General features: G+C 38.8%; 2 protein-coding genes. Both read right to left on the minus strand.

Features of this window, described 5'->3' with window-relative positions:
• Positions 1-141 precede the first annotated feature (141 nt).
• Positions 142-897, minus strand: a complete 756-nt coding sequence (gene istB, locus GO493_RS30650; RefSeq protein ID WP_157310061.1) for an IS21-like element helper ATPase IstB — start codon at positions 895-897, stop codon at positions 142-144.
• Between the two features lie 57 nt (positions 898-954).
• Positions 955-2,508, minus strand: a complete 1,554-nt coding sequence (gene istA / locus GO493_RS30655) for an IS21 family transposase (RefSeq protein WP_317165478.1) — start codon at positions 2,506-2,508, stop codon at positions 955-957.
• Positions 2,509-2,697 lie beyond the last annotated feature (189 nt).

Raw genomic sequence — 2,697 nt, forward strand, 5'->3', positions numbered from 1 at the left:
TGTAAATGGTAAATAATAATGCAGCGATTTCAGTAAGAATGAATGCAACAAATTCGGTAACAATACTGCAGCAAAAACGGCAACAATGGTACAGCAAAATCGGTAACAATTGCTACACAATCCGGCAAATGTAGTCTGTTATCAGTATCCTTCAAAAATTGTTTTCCGATTCTTCAATCTGTAGCTTTCTCCGCTAAAGTTTATGACTTCACAATGGTAAAGCAAACGATCCAACAAAGCAGTAGCCAGCACCTCATCATCCAGTTGTTTGCTCCAGTCTGAAGGCTTCTTATTGGTTGTAATTATTATTGATGTTGATTCATAAATCTGATTGATAAAATTAAAAAATGATATTGCTATATTCTTTTCTAGCGGAAAAAGCATAATATCATCAATCACCAGGAGGTTAGCCTTTAGAAGTCGCTTATATTCAACTTGCTGCGTTTTAACAAAATCCTTTGTCTTAAGCATATTGACCAGGTCGTCCATTCTTTTAAAGTAAGCGTTGTAGCCGGCCTTTACAGCATCCCTGCACAATCCGGCAGCTAAATATGTCTTGCCGGTTCCACTCGGTCCCATCAGAACGATATTAAAAAGTTGGTCTAGCCAGTTTAGTTCTCTAAGTTGCTTTAAGCGGCTCGGGCTAATTTCAGCCTCTGAGTCTGTCTTGTAGTGATTCAGGTTTGACATCTGAGGCAGCCCTGCTACCTTTTCCCGTTTGTTCAGATCCTTTACAGAGCGATAGGTTGCTTCCGTTTCTAATAAATGGCTTAGGAACTTTACATATCCCATCTCCTGCTGTTCTGCTTCGGTAATGAGCGTCTTTATTCCGTTATTAATACCTCCCAACCTAAAAGCTTTACATAATTCGCTGATTCGTTGTTTTTCTGTTTCCATATATTTTTGTGGTTTGAAAAATAACGGCCAGGCTTTTGTCTGGCCGCTTTATCGGATTTAATTGAAGATTATATCATAGTTGATCAACTTACTCCTGGCTGGTTCAGCATTAGCTTTTTGCTGAACAGGGGCTGTTAATGGGTTATTGGTTGTCGTAACTGGCGTAATTATTTCCGGTTGTTGTAGCCTTCCAAGATGCTCTGCAACAGACTTAAAATCAGACGCGCTATAGATATGATATTGGCTGCAATAGTACAAAGTATCAAGAGCCAGGGCGGGTTCCAGCTTATTTACTATAGTCTTTAGCAATTGTATCTGATCGCGGATATACCTCGGTTTATCTGTTTTGAGTTGAAAGATCCATCCCAATGCCTCTTTCTGATCAGTAAAAAGATTAGCAAACTCCTGCATCATCTCCATGATGGCTCTGGATTTATCTCTACCATGGTCTGTTTGCAGGATCTTCTGTCCTTTGAGAGGTGAGATAATATGGCGACAGAGCTCCTGTTTTTCCATACTTAATATAACAAGCTCTTGTTCTTCTCTGATCACCAATACCCGGCTTTGGCGATCTTTATATGTACCAAGTGGCAATGAATAAAAATTGCTTTTCCAACTAATTGTGTTATCTTTTCTTACCGCATAGGAACTATATTCTGGCTCCATCATTTGGACAGGGTTATACGGATAAAGAAAGGTCACTTCATTTTCCATTTCCTCAGCTGGTATTAACTTTGTAGTGCCATGGATTGATGCATTAGCAGTACGTTTTAACCATGCAAGTACTTCTTCATTAAGCAACTGAATATCTTTGAAAAAACGGCCGTATAGAAAATTTCTTTTTACATATTTTACGACATTTTCTATTTTGCCCTTGGACTGAGGGTCTGCCGCACGACAGAAATAAGTTTTCAAGGGTCGATGTGAGATATATTTTCGAAAGTGGTCCGTAAGTATTAGATCTCCCCAATTTTCATCAACCATAAATAATCGGTCCTGGTCATAGACAAGTTCCTGAGGCATACCTCCAAAATAACAGAAAGCTCTTTCATGTGCTTCTATAACAGTGATGGTAGTAAATGGCCTGTCTGTGAACAATACGTATTTATAGCGGGAGCGGGACAGGCTCATACAGAAAAACTGTACTTTGCGCGATTTTCCTTCAGAAGTGCGCATATTATAAAATCCAAAATCAACCTGAGCTTGCTGTCCATAAGGTAGTTCGGCTACCATTTGATATTGTCGGGTTGGTTCTTCCAAAGAAAGGCTGTATTTAGCCCGGATGGCCATAACAAAATTATAGACTGTTTTAGGGCTAATTGACCCAAAATCAGGAAAATGTTCTTTTAATAAATCATGGATTTGAGCAGAAGTTGTATCTGGAAACCTTCTTAGACGATTGAATACAAAATCTTCAAATTCCAGAAGTATCTTTTTTCTGCCTTTTTTCTGTTGAGAAATAACTAAAAATTCTTCCTCACTCATGGAAAGCTGAAGCTTGATCGTACGCCAGTTTAGCCCTGTTATCCTGGAAATGGATCGAATGGAATGCTTATCCCGATAAAGTTGATGAATACGCTGGTAAGTCATAAGTTTGTTTAAATAGTTCATTTAACCCTGTCTTTGTGATGATTGACAAAGGTTAAAAAAATCCCTCCGGGAGCAATCCTGGGGGGATGAACTATGTAACAACTGTAGCCTTATTGCTGCACTAATGTTGCCATTTTTGCTGTAGCATTGTTACCGTTTTTGCTGCACTCATATTTACCGATTTTGCTGCATTATTATTTACTGCTTACA

Origin of the sequence: Chitinophaga tropicalis (assembly GCF_009758205.1) — a bacterium.
GTDB lineage: Bacteria > Bacteroidota > Bacteroidia > Chitinophagales > Chitinophagaceae > Chitinophaga > Chitinophaga tropicalis.